This window comes from Dyadobacter psychrophilus (assembly GCF_900167945.1).
GTDB classification, from domain to species: Bacteria; Bacteroidota; Bacteroidia; order Cytophagales; family Spirosomataceae; genus Dyadobacter; species Dyadobacter psychrophilus.
The window spans coordinates 39,103-55,812 of sequence record NZ_FUZA01000007.1 but is presented as its reverse complement, the minus strand read 5'-3'; the positions used below and the strand labels follow the sequence as shown (position 1 = coordinate 55,812).

The 16,710-nt window shown below is 45.1% G+C and carries 15 protein-coding genes; 7 read left to right on the top strand and 8 right to left on the bottom strand.

What is annotated here, in order from left to right:
* The first annotated feature begins 8 nt into the window (after positions 1-8).
* Complete coding sequence (locus B5X68_RS22005) at positions 9-485, top strand: single-stranded DNA-binding protein (protein ID WP_082216939.1); 477 nt, start codon at positions 9-11, stop codon at positions 483-485.
* A 133-nt stretch (positions 486-618) separates the two neighbouring features.
* Positions 619-1,935 (top strand): transporter associated domain-containing protein, encoded by a 1,317-nt coding sequence (locus B5X68_RS22000; protein ID WP_082216938.1) that lies wholly within the window; start codon positions 619-621, stop codon positions 1,933-1,935.
* On the opposite strand, the gene B5X68_RS21995 is transcribed toward B5X68_RS22000, so the two are convergent.
* From B5X68_RS21995 to B5X68_RS21975, 5 genes are all read right to left on the bottom strand, one after another.
* Positions 1,936-2,352, bottom strand: coding sequence for a hypothetical protein (locus tag B5X68_RS21995; protein ID WP_082216937.1), 417 nt, complete (start codon positions 2,350-2,352; stop codon positions 1,936-1,938).
* Positions 2,353-2,355: 3 nt separating this feature from the next.
* Positions 2,356-3,795, bottom strand: coding sequence for a RagB/SusD family nutrient uptake outer membrane protein (locus tag B5X68_RS21990; RefSeq protein WP_082216936.1), 1,440 nt, complete (start codon positions 3,793-3,795; stop codon positions 2,356-2,358).
* Positions 3,796-3,831: 36 nt separating this feature from the next.
* A complete protein-coding gene (locus B5X68_RS21985; RefSeq protein ID WP_082216935.1) occupies positions 3,832-7,266 on the bottom strand; it encodes a TonB-dependent receptor in 3,435 nt (1,144 codons plus the stop codon).
* Between the two features lie 108 nt (positions 7,267-7,374).
* Positions 7,375-8,376: a FecR family protein gene (locus B5X68_RS21980; protein WP_082216934.1), complete on the bottom strand. Its 1,002-nt coding sequence runs from the start codon at positions 8,374-8,376 to the stop codon at positions 7,375-7,377.
* Positions 8,377-8,393: 17 nt separating this feature from the next.
* On the bottom strand, positions 8,394-8,948 hold the full coding sequence (locus tag B5X68_RS21975) for an RNA polymerase sigma factor (RefSeq protein WP_082216933.1): 555 nt from the start codon (positions 8,946-8,948) through the stop codon (positions 8,394-8,396).
* 285 nt (positions 8,949-9,233) lie between these two features.
* Here B5X68_RS21975 and guaB point away from each other — a divergent pair, with 285 nt between their 5' ends.
* Positions 9,234-10,709, top strand: coding sequence for an IMP dehydrogenase (guaB, locus tag B5X68_RS21970; RefSeq protein ID WP_082216932.1), 1,476 nt, complete (start codon positions 9,234-9,236; stop codon positions 10,707-10,709).
* A 97-nt stretch (positions 10,710-10,806) separates the two neighbouring features.
* Here the strand turns inward: guaB and B5X68_RS21965 are convergent, their stop codons facing one another.
* Complete coding sequence (locus B5X68_RS21965) at positions 10,807-11,463, bottom strand: DedA family protein (RefSeq protein ID WP_082216931.1); 657 nt, start codon at positions 11,461-11,463, stop codon at positions 10,807-10,809.
* 43 nt (positions 11,464-11,506) lie between these two features.
* The gene (locus B5X68_RS21960) at positions 11,507-12,301 is read right to left on the bottom strand and encodes a phosphosulfolactate synthase (protein WP_082216930.1); all 795 of its coding nucleotides are present in this window, start codon (positions 12,299-12,301) and stop codon (positions 11,507-11,509) included.
* A 165-nt stretch (positions 12,302-12,466) separates the two neighbouring features.
* On the opposite strand from B5X68_RS21960, the gene B5X68_RS21955 reads away from it, so the two are divergent.
* The 4 genes from B5X68_RS21955 (at position 12,467) to B5X68_RS21940 (ending at position 15,078) form a co-directional block, all read left to right on the top strand.
* A complete protein-coding gene (locus tag B5X68_RS21955) occupies positions 12,467-12,949 on the top strand; it encodes a PaaI family thioesterase (protein WP_082216929.1) in 483 nt (160 codons plus the stop codon).
* A gap of 25 nt (positions 12,950-12,974) precedes the next feature.
* On the top strand, positions 12,975-13,805 hold the full coding sequence (mazG, locus tag B5X68_RS21950; protein ID WP_082216928.1) for a nucleoside triphosphate pyrophosphohydrolase: 831 nt from the start codon (positions 12,975-12,977) through the stop codon (positions 13,803-13,805).
* 112 nt (positions 13,806-13,917) lie between these two features.
* Positions 13,918-14,406, top strand: coding sequence for an exodeoxyribonuclease VII large subunit (locus tag B5X68_RS21945; RefSeq protein ID WP_170916706.1), 489 nt, complete (start codon positions 13,918-13,920; stop codon positions 14,404-14,406).
* A 3-nt stretch (positions 14,407-14,409) separates the two neighbouring features.
* A complete protein-coding gene (locus B5X68_RS21940; protein ID WP_082216926.1) occupies positions 14,410-15,078 on the top strand; it encodes a thiamine diphosphokinase in 669 nt (222 codons plus the stop codon).
* Here B5X68_RS21940 and B5X68_RS21935 read toward each other — a convergent pair.
* A complete protein-coding gene (locus B5X68_RS21935; protein ID WP_082216925.1) occupies positions 15,070-16,707 on the bottom strand; it encodes a M1 family metallopeptidase in 1,638 nt (545 codons plus the stop codon). The two genes, B5X68_RS21940 and B5X68_RS21935, sit on opposite strands and share 9 nt — an antisense overlap.
* Between the last annotated feature and the right edge of the window lie 3 nt (positions 16,708-16,710).

The window sequence follows — 16,710 nt, the reverse complement described above, 5'->3', positions numbered from 1 at the left end:
TAGAAATCATGGCAGGAAGTGTTAACAAAGTAATTTTGATCGGCAATCTGGGCAGCGACCCGGAAGTGAGATATCTGGAAAGCGGCTCGGCGGTTGCCAAATTCAACATTGCCACCACCGAATCATACACCAACAAAAGCGGCGAACGCGTCGATAATACAGAATGGCACCGCATTGAACTTTGGGAAGGATTGGCCAAAGTCGCTGAGAAATATTTGAAAAAAGGCAACCAGGTTTACATTGAAGGGCGCATCCGCACTGATAGCTGGACGGACAAGGAAGGGCAGCAAAGAACGGGCGTAACAATCCGCGCAAACAGCATGACGTTACTGGGCGGCCCGGGTACACCAGGTTCAGGTGGCGGCGAGAGCAGCGGCGGTTATGCGCAATCCTCGCAGCCAAGAGCAGCGCAGGCACCGCGGTCATCCGACCCCATCCCGCCTTCATTGGCAGCTGGTAATGACGACGACGATCTGCCGTTCTGATAATTCGGAAAATTCAGTAATTCTGTTCAAAAGTATTTATTTCGCGATTTAGAGCACATTGGAATAATATTTTTGAACAGAATCGCTACATTTATTTAAACGAAAGTTTATTGCAAACTTTTCCAGACCATTTGTGAAAGAAACAGCTGATAGCGACGATCCCCTTGCCCGAACGCGTACGGGGATTCTCTTCCCCCAAAAATGTACGCAAACCTTATTTGCAGGAGTCATTATACCCACTGATTTCCTTGCGCCATACGACCTTATCCTCGTAATATTTCTCTTCCTGATTTCCCTTTTTCTTTCCGGAGTTCGTGCGGCATATGCTGCCTCAGGCGCATTGGAAAATCCCTGGGAGCGTAAAAGCGACACAGAAAGCACACTTCCCAACCGCATTCAACAGCTTGCGCTTTCACTGATCCAGCGAGGGATCACATTGCTGGCATTGCTTTTGGCCGCCAGAATAGCCTGGATACACATTCAGAATGATCCCAACAACATTTACAAATGGATTTCGATTGGCTGTCTTGCGCTCTGGATATGGCTGGATGCCCTGGTTCGTTACAACAGTGCACGAAGGGCACTGGAATTTATTCCCAGAATATCAGGTGTTACCAATTTCCTGATCAAAATTTGCCAGCCTCTCGCGCAGCCTATTATGAAATTGGGTTATTCTTTTGGCGTACTGACGCCGGAAGGTGCTGAAATCACAACTGAAAGGCTCGAAGCAAAGGCAGAAAGCGAGGAGGAAACGGATCTGCTCCGTGGACTGGCAAATTTCCGGCAGACCAGTTCGAAAAAGGCCATGCAGGCCCGATTGCATATTACAGCATTCGATATTGAACTGGATTTCCATGAATTGATGGATAAGATCAATAAGTCGGGTTACTCCCGGGTGCCCGTTTATCGCGACGATCTGGATCACATTGAAGGGATTTTGAATGTAAAGGACTTACTTCCACACATTCACCAGAACGAACATTATAACTGGCAAAAATTGCTGCGACCCGTTTATTTCATTCCAGAAAGCAAGCATCTGGACGATCTGATGAAGGATTTCCAGAATCGGCGCGTGCATATGGCGATTGTTGTGGATGAATACGGCGGAACAAGCGGGCTGATAACGCTGGAAGACATTATTGAAGAGATCTTCGGGGATATTAATGATGAATATGACGAGGACGACGAAGTAAATTACACCCAGGTTGACGAAAATACTTACGTTTTCGAAGGAAGGGTTTTGATCAATGACCTTTGCAGGTTATTAAATCTTGAAACGGATTATTTTGACGAAGTAAGGGGCAACAACGAATCATTGGCTGGCTTGCTGCTGGAACTGTTTTCGAGGTTACCGCGCCCGGGAGAAATGGCAACGCACAGGGAAGTCACCTTTAAAGTACAATCAGCGGATAAAAAGCGGATCAAGAAAGTAAGGGTGCTGGTTGGCTAGTTATTTGCCTTTTGGGACTGCTTTTGAGAAATATCTAATCTCGTACAACTCCTGGTTTTTGCCTGAAAAGTAAGGTTTTTGGGATTTTTTCAAAACCATAGTCTGGTCGTTCAAATCCAGTATCTTATAACCGTTCACCACCTTTCCAGTTGAATCTGTATAAACCAGCGAATCGGCTGATACGAGCTTGTAACGTGATTTTCGGTATTCGCCTTTACGCCTCTGGAAAAGCGTTCCGTCTGCCCTATAATCGAAGTAGGACCAATGTGCGTCTTTTGTATTATTGGTAAAACTGAATCCATTCACATAGTTAGCAATGGAATCGGTCCTCCATAAACCTACAATGTCTTTTTCACGGGAAGAGCATCCCGTAAAAAAGACAAGCAGGCAAATCAATAATAATTCTTTTTTGATCAAAACTCAATAATTGCTGTTCTGAATTAATACGCCGTTACTTAAATCCACTTCGCGCTGCGGCAATGGGAAATAGTAATGTTTTGGTTTAATAAAGTTTCTGCTAGGCTTGTGCGGTCCGCGGTTGATCTTGTAGTGTGCTGTAATGTCGATCAGTCCTGCCTTGTCCCAGCGCATCAGATCCTGGTGTCTTTCATTTTCGCCTGCCAGTTCAACGCGTCTTTCGTGCATGATGTTTTTCATGGTTGCGCCTGTAATGGCAGCCAGCCCGGCACGTTTCCTGACCGCATTCAATTCCGCGTCTCCATTGGCACCTGAGCGGATTTTTGCCTCGGCTGCCAGCAAATAAACGTCTGCCGTTCTCAAAAATGGCGCGTTCAAGCTTTGGCTCATATCACCGTTCTCTGCGAATTGCGTATATTTTTTGAATGCATAACCTGTTACACGCGTCATACTTCCCTCGAATGTTTCTACGCCAGCCGCATTGCGGTCCACCTTATCGCCCGGACTAAAAATAGATGACGTTTTACGTACATCACCCTTTTCATATTCCTGAACAAGGTCCGCGATAGGCTCGTGAAAACCCCATCCGCCAAATGCTTGCGGCGTGTGGTAAAAAGTAGGGGAGTTGTCGGCTGTCCAGCCGGTTTCGTATTGCAGAGAGAAAAGGATTTCAGGATTGTTTTCAGTTGCAAGTTCGAAATTCTGGTTAAACCCGGTTGCCAGTTTGTAAGCAGCGTTGGAAGTCACTTTGGTGCTCGCTTCAATCGCCTTTGCCCATTGCTCCTGGTAAACATATAATTTGGTCAAAAATCCGTAAGCAGAACCCTGCGTAACGCGGCCCGCCTCGCCATCGGAATAGGAAACTGGCAGCAAAGAAGCGGCTTTCAGAAAGTCAGCCTCGGCTTGTGCGCGCACTTCCGCCAGTGTTGATTTTGGTTTATTAAAATTCAATGCCAATGCATCATCTTCAAGCAAAATGGGCACTTCACCGTAAATCAGCGAAAGTCTCCAATAAACAAACGCTCTCAGAAAGTAAGCTTCGCCGAGGCTACGGTTACGCAATGTTTCGTCCATATCAACCTTCGGCGCATTGATGAGCACTGCATTTGCTCTTGAAATTACCTCATATTTGGTTTTCCACGTGGCCAGGATATGCGAATTGGAAGCGTCAAAAGTGAACATTTCCAACGCAGTTTCGTCCGAATGGTCGCCTGCGCGGTTCATGTCGTCTGAGCAGTTATCAAATGTGTATTCCGTATGCGCAAAGCCGTCTTCGTCAAGCAAGGGAGCATAAACCGCATTGACAGCCGCTACCACGTCATCGCCATTTCGCCAGTATTGCTGGGAAGTAACCTGCCCGTAAGGCGTCGTTTCGAGCAAATCATCACAACCCGTGAGCATTGCCAGAAGTATATAACCGGATAGTATTGTTATCTTTTTCATAAATAAATTCTTTCAGTTTTGGTCTGAACTTAGGGTTTAGAAAGAAATGGTGGCGCCAATCGTCCACGTGCGTGCTAGCGGATATTGTGCGTAATCCACATTCAGCTGATTGTAAGAGCCGCCGCTGCCAACATATCCCAGCTCAGGGTTCAAGCCAGTGTATTTTGTAAATGTCAACAAGTTTTGACCAGTCACGTAAACCCGCGCTTGCGTCATTTTCAGCTTGCTGATCGCATTCTTCGGGATTGCATATCCTAGCGTGAGGTTTTTCAGGCGCAGATAGTCACCTTTTTCCACAAAGAGATCAGATGGGCGGTAATTCCGGTTCGTATTGTTAATGCTCATGCGCGGAATCGTGTTGCTCGAACCTTCGCCGTTCCAGCTATTCAAAGTTTCGGCGTAAAGATTGAACGGATAACTTGCATCCAGTCCTTGCATACGGTCGGCATTGTAAATAGAAACACCGCCAACGCCTACAAAGAACAATGTCAGGTCAAATCCTTTGTAATTAGCTCCCGCCGAAAAGCCGTAGTTGATCTTGGGCTGAGGACTGCCAATGATCGTCCTGTCCTGATCGTCAACAATGCCATCATTATTAAGGTCAACGAAGCGGACATCGCCCGGATTGATTTGTCCGTCCGCACGGCGCGGATCGTTGGCAATGTTTGCGTCACGATCTATCTCACCTGCATTTTGGTAAATTCCATCCGTTTTATAACCGTAAAAAGTGCCATATGGATGGCCTTCGTACGTTCTTACAATTTCTTGCTGGCCCCTTCCGTAAAGCTGCGTAGCAAGAAAGCCGCCTGGCGTTGCCAGTTTGGTGATCTTGTTTTTGATAAATGTGGCATTGCCGCTCACATTGAATGTTACGTCACCAACCGTATGGCGGTAAGAAGCTTCCAGTTCCAGGCCCTGGTTTCTGAGCTGTCCAACATTCTGATCCGGAATGGTGGCGCTTCCGATTGTGCCAACCGATGGCGGCGCCAGCAGCATTTTCTTGGTGTCTTTGATAAAATAGTTTGCAGAGAAATAAAGGCTGTTTTTAAACAAACCAGCTTCCAATCCGAAGTTGCTCATTTCTGCCGTTTCCCATCCAATGTTCAAGTTGGCCAGCCTGCTTTGCGCAGCTCCCGAAACCTGATTTTGCACACCGCCGTTGCCAAATGCATAACGGTAAGTGGAGTTGATCAGAGCGAGATATTGTAATGAGGCCACATTTTGGTTACCCAGCTGTCCCCAGCCGCCAGTCAGCTTGAAATTGCTGAAAACGGGCAATGCGTTCTTGAAGAATGTTTCCTCTGAAAGTCTCCATCCCAGCGAGAATGCCGGGAAAACTCCCCATTGATTGCCGGGAGCAAACTTGGAAGAACCATCGCTACGCATTGTTGCCGTAAACAAATAACGGTCATTGAAAGAATAGTTAACCCTACCAAACCACGATCCAAGCGCATCGTAGCTCCGGCCACCATTGCCGCCATTGGCCAAAGGAACCGAAACGATAATCCCCGCATACTGCATGTAGCGCAAAGACGGATCCTCGCTGGAAAACTCCCGGCCCCATTGATTTGAATAAATGCTGTTGAAAGTCTGAGAAGTGTAACCGCCCACAACGCTCAGCGAATGTTTGCCGAATGCTTTGTCGTAAGACAAGAAATATTCCTGCAGGAACGACCAAGTTTTGTCACGACCCAGGCTTAGCTGGTTGTAAGAATTGGTCCGGAACTGATCATTGACTTTAATATCAAATGTATGGCTGTCGGAAAAAGTCGCGTCCATAGCCAGGTTTGCGCGAAGTTTTAATCCTTCCAAAACTTCCAGCTCACCCGTCAGGTTTCCCAGAAAACGGTTTCGTACATTCTCCTTATCCTGCGTGTCGACTGTGAAAATCGGGTTGTTAATGTCTCCAAAAGCGCCGAGGCCTTGTGTTGAGCCATAAGAGCCGTCTGCATTCCTAACTGGCAAGCCCGGATGGAAGCGGATCGCGCTGAATAACAAGCCGGTTTGGGACGACTGGGTATCCGGCCCTGTGTTGGAAGTGTTGGTAAATTGAAAGTTCTGACCAATTTTTATTCTTGATCCAACTTTGTGATCCGAATTGATCCGGAAAGTGTAACGTGTGTAATTAGACTTTCCTATAATCCCGTCTTCATTATAATAACCACCTGAAATAGCAAAAGACGAATATTTGCCACCGCCGCGCAGTGAAGCGTCATAATTACGTGTTACACCTTGCTTAAAAAGTTCTTCCTGCCAGTTTGTAAGCTGCGTCTGATATTGTTTATCATTCCAGATCGCCGGAATGTCCAGGTCGTCGTTTTTATATGCGTTCTGCTTCGTTTCTGCCAGCTGAGGCGCTGTAAGCACATCCAGCGATTTGATCCGGTTTGTAACACCGACGTAGGCGTTTACCGTAACTGACAATGGATTGTCAAATTTCCCGCGCTTCGTGGTGATGAGGATAACGCCGTTTGCTGCCCTTGTTCCATAGATGGCAGATGCAGATGCATCTTTCAAAATTTCAATGGATTCAATGTCATTCGGGTTCACATCATTCATCGTTCCGGCCGGGATTCCGTCGATAACAACCAATGGTGAGGAATTGTTAACTGTTCCAAAGCCGCGGATCTGGATAGAACCAGCATCGCCGGGAGCGCCGCCATTACGGACAATGTTCACACCGGCCGCACGGCCTTGCAATGCTTGCTGCGCACCGCCGGAAGGTAGATTTTGAAAATCAGCACCCTTAACGGAAGAAACCGCCCCCGTAACATCCTTCTTTTCCTGCGTTCCGTAACCGACCACGACTACTTCTTTCAGCGCACTGACATCCGGAGCAAGCGTAACATTGATAACGTCTTTATCCACAGCTATTTCCTGGCTTACATAACCGATGAAAGAGAATTTTAATGTAGCATTCTGATCAGGCACAGCAATGCGGTAATCGCCATTTTCATTGGTCGAAGTTCCCTGCTGGCTGCCTACCAGCAAAATGTTTACACCTGGAAGTCCGGCACCCTTTTCGTCCAGCACTTTTCCAGTAATGTTACGCTCCGCTGTGGTCCCCTGGCTTTGCATTGTTTGTGCGTTCCCGGTCGGAGCTTGGGGCTTTTTTCTGAGCAGGATCCGGGAGTTTCCAACCACTTCGTAAGAAACATTCAAAGGGGTCAGTAATTGATCCAAAACATTGTTTAATGATCCCTTAACCTCTTTCAGGTTTGTATTTTGAGAACCTTGAATGCTCGATGTGCTGTATACGAACTTTACATCCGCCTGCTTTTCGATCATTTGAAGCACTTTTTTTACTTCAAGCGATTCCACTTTCAGCGAAATTTCCTTGTTGAGCAATTCCTGCCCATGAAGTGTATGCGCGAACGAAATGCCGCAGCATAAGATAGCAATAATCAGTTGTTTAGCCGTAGTACTCATGACCTTGTAAACAACCCTTTTGAGGGGTATTTTTTTATGCATATTTTTAAAGGTTTTTGTGAACGCAAACGCAAAGACAAACAATGAAACTGTTGGTAACAACAGCGTAATAGTGGCGGTGATGTTCGAGCATCATCGCCATTTTTTTTACTAATCGCCGCATCCCGCGCCCTGCACAAACAGGGCCGTTCCTCGCCTTTCGTAAGTAATGTTGGCCGACTGACAAATCAAATCAAGCTGCTGGAATAAGGTTAGTCCATTCAAATCGCCTGTAAAAAGGCAGGAATCGGTTGCATCGTTTTCGAGCACGATATCGATTCCGTAAGATTTTTCCAGGGCCGAAAAAACATTCTTAACCGGGACTTCGGAAAAAGTGAAGCCATGTTCGGTTTCGCTGACGGGAATAACCAGCATCGGATTTTCAATGATGGAAAGCTCTATTTTTTTGGATTTTTTATCAAAAACAATTTTCTGATTTGGGGTTAAGATCACGCCGTTGCGGTTCACAACGTTGTTAGCCGCTCCTTCGTAAACGGATACCCGACCCGTCTTCACCTGCACTTCCACAGAAGCAGATTCATCATAGGATTTGACTGTAAAACTGGTCCCCAGCACTTTCGTCACCAATGTGCCGGTTGATACAATAAAAGGTTTAGCCGAATTTCTTTTGATTTGAAAAAAGGCCTCTCCATGTAAATAAACGAGTCGGTTTTTCTTACCGAAATGCTCCGGATAACTAAGGCTGCTGTTTTTTTGCAAGATCACAATGCTGCCGTCTTCCAACGGAACATTTTGCGATTTGCCTGATGTATTTTTGATTTCAATCACACTGTCATTAGGTGCGAAATCGAGTCCGGCAACTGTTTCAGGCGCATCTTTCTTAACCAAAAAATACCAAAATCCCAGTACAACGAGAACAGAAGCCGCAGCTGCCAGGTAAGGCCTCATGCGGATTAAAAATGGCTCGCCGATCGTGTTAGTGATCAGTTTTTTCTTAATGCGCTTTCCAATAACAGCTTTATCATCTTCAAAAACGGGCATTTCCTGCATTGGATTATTTTTGAAATGATCCAGAATAAAATCCTCTTCCTCCTGGGTTTGCTGCCCGGCGAGGTATTTTTTCAAGGTTTTCTGAAAATCGTATTGATTCATTGGCTTGCGGTAACTTCTCAATTGTCTGTCTGATAAATCCAAAGATTGTCTTTCAAAACTTTCAGAGACTTGGTTATGTGATATTCCACGGCTTTTTCTGAGATGTGGAGTTCTTTTGCAATGCTTTTAACGGACTGATTTTCAAACCGGCTGAGCTGAAACACGCGGCTGGTCTTTTCGGGCAGTTTTTTCATTGCCTTGTCAATGGCCTGGGAAAGATCATTGAACTCAATATTTTCCTCTGTTGTCGAGATCTCGTGCATCTTGTTCAAAAGCACATATTCCTGATACTTTCGCCAGGTAATCTGTGATTTGATGTGATTCACAATCAAGTATTTCAATGCGATAACGAGGTAGGAACTCAGATGATTAATGTTGCTTTCCAACCTTCTTTTCCAAAGACTTTCAAACAGGTCGTGTACCAATTCCTCCGCTTCTTCCCTGGAACCTGTCTGATGAAATGAAATGCAAAATAACTTATACCAATAACGGTCATAGATCTCTTCGAAAGCGCGTTTATTGCTTTCGGAGAGTTGAACGACCAGTTGTTCATCGGTAAATGTTTGCTTCATCTGATCCGTTAATGTGGCCTGAGTTTGTGGCTGCTAAGTTATAGTCAAGGAACCGGCAATAACCCCTAAACCATTTTATCATATTTTTAATAATTTTTAAAAATACGCATTTCCCAGATCGTTTTAGTCACATGGGTAATGTGGTGATTGGGGGAATACATGGCGCAGGAGGCGATGAGGATTTTTGGATTCTTAAAAAATTAATATTTGGCATTTGATAAAATGTTTGGTCGGCATCAAACTTATTCTTAATTTTGCCCGGCAAATAACAATAGTTTATTTGCTATGAGCACAGACCCATCCAAAGTCCTCTTCGAGGCGCTAACGTACGACGACGTTCTTCTAATACCTGGTTATTCAGAAATTCTGCCTCGCAACACAACAACAAAAACCAAGCTAACTCGTAACATTGAGCTGAACATTCCACTTGTTTCTGCTGCAATGGATACCGTTACCGAATTCGATCTGGCCATTGCCATGGCGCAGGAAGGAGGGATCGGGATTATTCACAAAAATATGAGCCTGGAAGCTCAGGCTGAACAGGTTAGAAAAGTAAAACGCTCCGAAAGCGGCATGATCCTCGACCCGATCACCCTTTCTGATACGGCTACATTAGGCGATGCGCACCAGATCATGCGCGAGTTTAAAATCGGCGGGATTCCCGTTATCGACAAAGATCACAAGCTTATCGGCATCCTGACTAACAGGGATTTACGTTTCGAAAGGGAAATGGCAAAACCTGTGACAGACATTATGACTAAGGACAAGCTGATTACCGCTTCCGATGGTTTGTCGCTAGATGATGCCGAAAAAATCCTTCAGGAATACAAAATCGAAAAACTTCCCATCGTAGATTCAGAATACAGACTGACGGGTTTGATAACGTATAAGGATATCCTGAAACGCAAATCGCACCCGAATGCATGTAAGGACGAATACGGCCGCCTGCGTGTAGGTGCTGCGGTTGGCGTGACGGCAGATCTTTTGAAAAGAGTTGAAGCATTGGTGAAAGCTGGTGTGGACGTAATTAGTCTCGACACGGCTCACGGACATTCATTTGGTGTTATTGAAGCATTGAAATCTGTTAAAAAGCAATTCCCAAAACTGGACGTCATCGCTGGAAACGTGGCAACGGGAGAAGGAGCGAAGGCTTTGGCAGATGCCGGTGCGGATGCGGTGAAAGTGGGCGTTGGCCCGGGAAGTATTTGCACAACACGCATCATTGCCGGAATTGGCGTTCCGCAGCTTACTGCCGTCATGTGGGCAGCAGAAGCATTGAAAGACACAGATGTTCCGGTTATTGCGGACGGTGGAATTCGTTTCTCAGGGGACATGACCAAAGCATTGGCCGGCGGTGCAAGCACCATTATGATCGGTTCCATGCTCGCAGGAAGTGATGAAGCGCCGGGAGAGATCGTGATTTACGAAGGCCGGAAGTTCAAAGCTTATCGCGGAATGGGTTCAGTAGAAGCAATGGAAGATGGTTCGAAAGATCGTTATTTCCAGGATGCTGAGGACGATGTGAAAAAATTGGTTCCGGAAGGAATCGTTGGACGGGTTCCTTTCAAAGGCAAAGTTTCCGAGATCGTTTACCAGATGGTAGGAGGCTTGAAAGCGGGAATGGGTTACTGCGGAGCGGGTGACATTGCATCATTGCAAAAAGCCCAGTTTGTGAAAATTACATCAGCCGGCGTGAAGGAAAGCCATCCGCACGATGTAATGATCCAGAAAGAAGCGCCGAACTATTCTTCGAAATCGTAAGCATTAAGTTCGAATTGACATAAAATGAGAACGCCTCGTAACAGCAATGTTACGAGGCGTTCTCATTTTATATGTATGCCAAAAGCCAAAAGCCAAATTACGCCACATTTGGCTTGGTAAATCTGCTTTTCAGATATTGGAAAATCATTGGAAGGATCGAGAATCCGATAATTCCGAAGATCACCAATTCAAAGTTGTTTTTAACAATCTCCATATTTCCGAAGAAATAACCCAACAGCGTAAGCGAAGGCACCCAAAGGATCGCACCGATCACGCAGTAAACAATGTATTTGGAATAATTCATACTTCCTGCGCCAGCAACGAAAGGCGCAACTGTACGAACGATTGGAATAAAACGCGCCATGATAACTGTGCTTCCACCATGCTTTTCGTAAAATGCTTCAGTTTTTTCAAGATATTCTCTTTTCAGGAACAGGATGCGTTCCCGTTTCTTGATTTCCCCGCCAAATTTTTTGCCTGTAAAATAATTAACATTATCACCCATCAGCGCCGCAACGATCAGGATAATGATGATCAGCCACACATTCAGGCCGGTTCCTTCATTAGCAGCAATGGCACCCGCAGCAAATAAAAGCGAGTCGCCAGGCAGCAGCGGCATGATTACAAGGCCGGTTTCCGTGAAAACGATCAGGAACAAGATTACGTAAGTCAAAGTGCCGTATTCCTCAACTATATTGAACAAATGCTTGTCGAGATGAAGGAAAAAATCGACGAACTGCGTTAAAAATTCCATAGCTATGTTTTTTGTGAACTAAATGTTTTGAATGGCCCTGAAACTACTTGGAATCTATTTTCCACTTTTGTTTGGTTTTCGCATTCAGGAAGTGATTGAAAGTATCGCCGCGCAATCCGAGACGGATTGTTTCAAGAGGGATCAGCTCGCTCGGAGCAATGTTTCCCAAATTTACATTGGCTCCCAGAAGCTTCACAAACCAAACCTGCTGCGATTTTTGTGGCGCTTCCCAGAGCATATCCTCGAAGGCGATTTCAGTTAAAATTTCTTCCACCAATCCCTGGCGAACTTCCCCGCTGGCACGGAACAAACCAACATTACCCGACTCACGGGCTTCACCAATTACTTTCCATGCACCAGCCTGCAATTCCGATTTGATAAGCTGGATCCATTTATAAGGAGGAATGATTTTATTTTCATCTTTTGAACCCACTTCCGAAAGAACGGTAACCTGCTGGGCTAGCGTGCGAATGTACTCACATTTCACATCCTGGTTCATCTCGATCGAACCATCCGAAACTTCTGCAAATTTGAGATCGTACTTATCCAGTAACTTCCTGTAATCATCAAACTGGTTCCTTACGACAAAAGCCTCGAAAAGCGTCCCCCCGAAATACACCGGAATGTTTGCATTTTTGTAAACAGCAAGTTTTTCATTGAGATTTGGACTTACAAAAGAGGTTGCCCAACCCAGTTTTACGATATCAATATAAGGTGATGCAATGGAAAGCATGTCTTCCGTTTCCCTGACACTGAGGCCTTTATCCATTACCATGGTGACCCCCTTTTCCCGGGGCTTTTCAGAACGGGCAGGAACTTGCGATAACGTAAAATTCATATATGGGTATGCTTTTATCTCTGGCAAAAACTTCGGCAAAGGTAGTAATTACCTTTGATACGTCGCAATAAAATCCATATCATCGAGTCTTTTAGATGTATCTTTCTATGATAATTACTATTTTTAGAATATCTCATTCCAAACTATCAACTAATAATTTTTTGAATGGATCTACAAGCTGATCAGTCCTACTTGCCGCCAAACAGCCGGATTGAATTATTGTTGCAATTAAAAGGAAAACACATGGCCGGTAATTTTTCTCCGGTCGCCAGATGGCTGAATGGTCGGCTTATCGATGTGTCGGAAGGGGCAATGGAAATCGAGTATGAGGTTCGCGAGGATATGTGTAATCCAATGGGCACATTACACGGCGGAATCGCGTCGACAATTTTGGACGATATCGTTGGAACAATGGTTTATGCGCTTGGAAGAGAGTTTGCGTTCACTTCTGTCAATCTGAATTGCGATTTCCTGAATCCGGCATTGCCAGGCGAAGTGCTTACCGCCAAATCGCAGGTGATCCGCACGGGCAAAAATATTATCCACGTGGAAGGACAGATATACAAGACTGACGGACGTATTGTTGCAAAATGTACGAGCAATATGATCCAGACCAGTTTTAAAATTCCAGCCCCATCCGCTGACTAATGTTGGCGCAACCTATCTTTGTGTTATGGAAAAGCAATTTAATGATTTGCCTGAGCGCCGTCAGGAGCAGTTAATGGCCTTCGATCGCCTGTTGACCATTATGGACGAGCTGCGGGAACAATGTCCGTGGGACCGCAAGCAAACGATGGAAACGCTCCGGCATTTGACGATCGAAGAGACATACGAACTGTCTGATGCGATCCTGGAAAACGACCTGACTGAGGTAAAAAAGGAGCTTGGAGATGTCTTGCTGCATATTATTTTTTATGCCAAAATTGCTTCGGAAAAAGTAGAGAATAGGGTTCAGTTCGACATTAAGGATGTTTTGGATGGCATTGCTGAAAAGCTGATTTCGCGACATCCACATATATATGGAGATTTTGTGGCTGAGGATGAAGAAGCCGTTAAGCAAAATTGGGAAAAATTGAAACTGAAAGAAGGCAATAAATCTGTTTTGGGAGGTGTGCCTACATCTTTGCCAGCATTGGTTAAGGCCATGCGTATCCAGGAAAAGGCACGGGGCGTGGGTTTTGACTGGGATGAAAAGCAGCAAGTTTGGAATAAAGTTGAAGAAGAACTGCAAGAATTTAAAGAGAATTTCAATATTGAAAAACACGAAGTGATCGACCAGAAGGAAGCGGAAGGGGAGTTTGGAGACTTGCTTTTTTCATTGGTAAATTATTCAAGATTCGTCGACATTAACCCCGAAACGGCCCTAGAACGCACAAATAAGAAATTTATCCGTCGGTTTCAGTATTTGGAAGAAGCAGCCCGTGCAAATAGGAAGTCGCTTTCTGATATGACACTCCAAGAAATGGATGTATATTGGAACGAGGCTAAAGCACTCGGGGTTTAGCTTACTCATTACTCACGTTTCTCGTTACTTTTTAATTAATGGACGTCTAAATAGGCGAGGCACCACATGTTGTGTTGTCAAATTCATTTTATCACATTATAACGAGATGATTATGTATTTGGAAGACAAATTGCAAAAGTTGGAAATTGTTGTCAACGACCATGGAAAACAAATTGAGATGGTTGCAGAAGGATTAGCATCGTTAACAAACCGCGTAGATCGTGGTTTCACAGAAGTTCGCAAAGGGTTTGAGAGAGTCGATCACCGTTTTGAACAGGTTGATCAGCGTTTCGAGCAGATTGATCAGCGTTTTGAACAGGTTGATCAGCGTTTCGATCGTATTGACCAGCGTTTCGAGCAGGTTGACCAGCGTTTCGAGCAGATTGATCAGCGTTTAGATCGTATTGACCACCGTTTTGAACAGGTTGATCAGCGTTTCGAGCAGATTGATCAGCGTTTGGATCGTATTGACCAGCGTCTCGATCGTATTGACCAGCGTTTCGAGCAGGTGGATCAGCGCTTCAAGCAAGTTGATGAACATTTTGTGCAAATCCACGGCGTCCTTGCGGAGCTCGTCACACTCGTTAAGAATAAATTGTAATTAATGTCCTCTCACCACATCGTAAAGGAAAAACAGGAACCGGCGCTTATAATTGCTAACGGTGAAGCTTGCAGCGAAGAGCTTCTCGGGCAGCTGCTAGAATGGAGTCCATTTATCGTTGTCCTGGATCATGCTATTTACAGAGTGCTTGATCTGGGCATAAAAGTGGATGTGTGGATGGGGGATTTCGACCAGCAGCATGATTTTGAGGCAATTTCAGAAAGGCAACATCCAATTGAAATTATCAGCACACCTGATCAGGAAAAGACGGATTTAGAAAAAGCAATTGATTTTTTGATAGACAGAGGTTTCCCCGCCGCCAACATTGTCTGGGCGACCGGTCGCCGGGCAGATCACGCGATCACGAACATTACCAATATGGTTCGTTACAAGGATCGCATTCGATTAGTGATGTTTGATGATTATTCTAAAATATTTCCCTTATCAGGCACTTTTGAAAAGTGGTATGTCGCAGGGACACCTGTTTCGCTGATCCCAGTCGGTTCGGTAGAAGGCATTGAGACCAGCGGATTGAAGTACAATTTATATAACGAAACCCTGACTTTGGGCCATCGCACCGGAAACAGCAACGAGGCTGAGGTGGATGGAATAGTCAGGGTTTCGGCAAAAAAAGGAGATCTTTTGATTATGGAATGCTGGGATCTACATTGACGCCTGTTTTGTTTCCTTTGATTCTACATAAAAATTCTTATCAACAGTTAACGTCTTGATGCCCTTTGTTTTCAGGGTCTGCCAGCTGGCTGTTGGATAAAGGAATTCGTCTTTGCCGCTGACCTTCACCTTCAATGGCATATCAAAACCTTCGACAACATTCGCCCAGCGATATTGAAGCCCCTTGTTATTAAAAGAGTATTCAAAAACCGGAATCCGGACATCCCGCAAATACTGGTCGAACACTTTCGTAATATTTCGTCCCGCGTGATCGCTCACGTAAGCTTCAATTTGTGATCCGTCAACAGTTTGGTGATAAAAAGTCTTATTCAAACCGCGCAGTATCTCGCGCCATTTTTCATCATCGTTCACAATCTGCCGGATCGTATGCAGCATATTGCCACCTTTATAATACATATCCCGCGATCCTTCCTGATTCACACCATATATTCCAATGATAGGCATATCATTAGCGATCAAGGCCCTCGTTCCTACAACATAGTCGGAGCCGGCCTCTTTGCCAAAATAGTATTCAGTATACAGGTTCTCCGAATAGTTTGTAAATCCTTCATGTACCCACATATCGGCCACATCTTTGTAAGTAATGTTATTGGCAAACCACTCGTGACCGCTTTCATGAATAATGATAAAATCCCACTTCAAACCCCAGCCTGTGTTCGATAAATCTTTTCCGAGATATCCCATCTTGTAGCCATTGCCATAAGTCACAGAGCTCTGATGCTCCATGCCTAAATATGGCACTTCAACCAGTTTATAACCGTCTTCATAAAAAGGATAAGGGCCAAACCAATGCTCAAAAGCCTTCAACATCTGCGGCGCTTGCTTGAATTGCTCTTTCGCTTTTTCCAGGTTTTGAGGAAGCACATAGAAACTCAACGCCAGATCCCCTTTTTCACCTTTATAAGTTTCTTTCCAACTCACATAATTCGCAACATTCATATTGACCCCGTAATTGTTGATCGGGTTTTGAACTGCCCAATTGAATGTATGCGTATTGTCATTATTTTCAACAACTGACCGCAGGTTACCATTGGAAACATCCATCATGTTTTTCGGCACGGTAATGCTGATGAGCATGCTGTCCGGCTCGTCGTACATATGGTCCTTACAAGGCCACCAGACGCTGGATCCCAAACCCTGGCAAGATGTGGAAATGATCGTATTCCCCTTTCCGTCCGGCACCCATTGCACCCCTCCGTCCCACGGTGGCCTCTTTGCCAATCTTGGCTTGCCGGAGTAAAAAACTTCAATCGTTTCTGTTTTCCCAACTTCCTGCTTTTTTGTTAATGCAATAAAAAAAGCATTTCCATCGCGCTTGTAAGTGAGCGATTCGCCATCCTGCATAACCCTGGTAATTTGAAGCGGCTCCTGCAAATCGATCTGAATGGTTTGCTGCGGTTGCAAAACCTTGTAAACGACTTTTGTTGAGCCGGTTAATGTGCTATCCTGCGCATTGGGGTGCACACTTAAATGGTAGTAAGTTAAATCCCACCAAACCCGCTCCGGTGTTATGGAGCCTCTTAGTGTATCGGCGTGAGTGAATTTAGTGTTCTGAGCCCAGGTCGCGCATGAGGCCAACAGGAAGAAGCAAACTAATGTTTTCCGCATTTA

Bases quoted from the DNA above. Each gene is read 5' to 3' on its own strand.
- B5X68_RS22005 (WP_082216939.1), top strand. From the start codon at position 9: ATGGCAGGAAGTGTTAACAAAGTAATTTTGATCGGCAATCTGGGCAGC.
- B5X68_RS21990 (WP_082216936.1), bottom strand. From the start codon at position 3,795: ATGAAAAAGATAACAATACTATCCGGTTATATACTTCTGGCAATGCTC.
- B5X68_RS21985 (WP_082216935.1), bottom strand. From the start codon at position 7,266: ATGCATAAAAAAATACCCCTCAAAAGGGTTGTTTACAAGGTCATGAGT.
- B5X68_RS21980 (WP_082216934.1), bottom strand. From the start codon at position 8,376: ATGAATCAATACGATTTTCAGAAAACCTTGAAAAAATACCTCGCCGGG.
- B5X68_RS21975 (WP_082216933.1), bottom strand. From the start codon at position 8,948: ATGAAGCAAACATTTACCGATGAACAACTGGTCGTTCAACTCTCCGAA.
- guaB (WP_082216932.1), top strand. From the start codon at position 9,234: ATGAGCACAGACCCATCCAAAGTCCTCTTCGAGGCGCTAACGTACGAC.
- B5X68_RS21965 (WP_082216931.1), bottom strand. From the start codon at position 11,463: ATGGAATTTTTAACGCAGTTCGTCGATTTTTTCCTTCATCTCGACAAG.
- B5X68_RS21960 (WP_082216930.1), bottom strand. From the start codon at position 12,301: ATGAATTTTACGTTATCGCAAGTTCCTGCCCGTTCTGAAAAGCCCCGG.
- B5X68_RS21955 (WP_082216929.1), top strand. From the start codon at position 12,467: ATGGATCTACAAGCTGATCAGTCCTACTTGCCGCCAAACAGCCGGATT.
- mazG (WP_082216928.1), top strand. From the start codon at position 12,975: ATGGAAAAGCAATTTAATGATTTGCCTGAGCGCCGTCAGGAGCAGTTA.
- B5X68_RS21945 (WP_170916706.1), top strand. From the start codon at position 13,918: ATGTATTTGGAAGACAAATTGCAAAAGTTGGAAATTGTTGTCAACGAC.
- B5X68_RS21940 (WP_082216926.1), top strand. From the start codon at position 14,410: ATGTCCTCTCACCACATCGTAAAGGAAAAACAGGAACCGGCGCTTATA.
- B5X68_RS21935 (WP_082216925.1), bottom strand. From the start codon at position 16,707: ATGCGGAAAACATTAGTTTGCTTCTTCCTGTTGGCCTCATGCGCGACC.